Source organism: Aeromonas lacus, assembly GCF_000764665.1.
Classification (GTDB): domain Bacteria; phylum Pseudomonadota; class Gammaproteobacteria; order Enterobacterales; family Aeromonadaceae; genus Aeromonas; species Aeromonas lacus.
Genome location: NZ_JRGM01000006.1, coordinates 1 through 580, shown reverse-complemented (window position 1 = coordinate 580; position 580 = coordinate 1). Strand labels below are relative to the sequence as shown.

1 pseudogene is annotated in these 580 nt (G+C 40.2%); it reads right to left on the bottom strand.

Annotated elements, in window-relative coordinates:
• Positions 1-113: 113 nt before the first annotated feature.
• Positions 114-580: pseudogene (locus LG31_RS21130) on the bottom strand (hypothetical protein); the annotation flags it as partial.

The following is a 580-nucleotide window of genomic DNA, read 5'->3' as shown; positions in this document are numbered from 1 at the left end:
CACTACTATATCTTTCAGTTGTGATAGATCATCATTATCGATTGCTAACTGCATGAACTGGGGAGTTGGGCCACCAGGGGTGGTACTGCCGAGCCTGAATAATGGTTGCATATTTATACTCCTCCCCATATCTGATATAAGTCTGCGGCTGATTCCTCATCTCCCCAGAGCGGATGTGAAATATTATGGTATTTTATTTCTGCCTCTGCATACACGTCTGAGTAGTCTTGCTTAATATCGAGAAGTATCAGGTTGCATTTAGCGATTACTTGCATAACTTTTTCTACTGGCAACTGATGATTTATATTTGGCCTAAGAAGTGCTTCTCGCAAAGCTGCACGAAAACTGAGTAGGCACCAGATGTCGTCTGATTCTGCAACCAAAACTTGATTTTCGCACCAAAAGCAATCGAGAAATTTAAAACATGCAATAGACTCGTTCTCATGTAATATATTTTTACTTTTTAATTCTCTCATCAATCGTTTTGATTTTTCTCCGAACGGTTGTTTGCAGCGAGTGCCAACACTGGTCTGTGTAGGTTCAAGTTGTTCTGTAGCTATGATTTCTACTATTCTTCTGG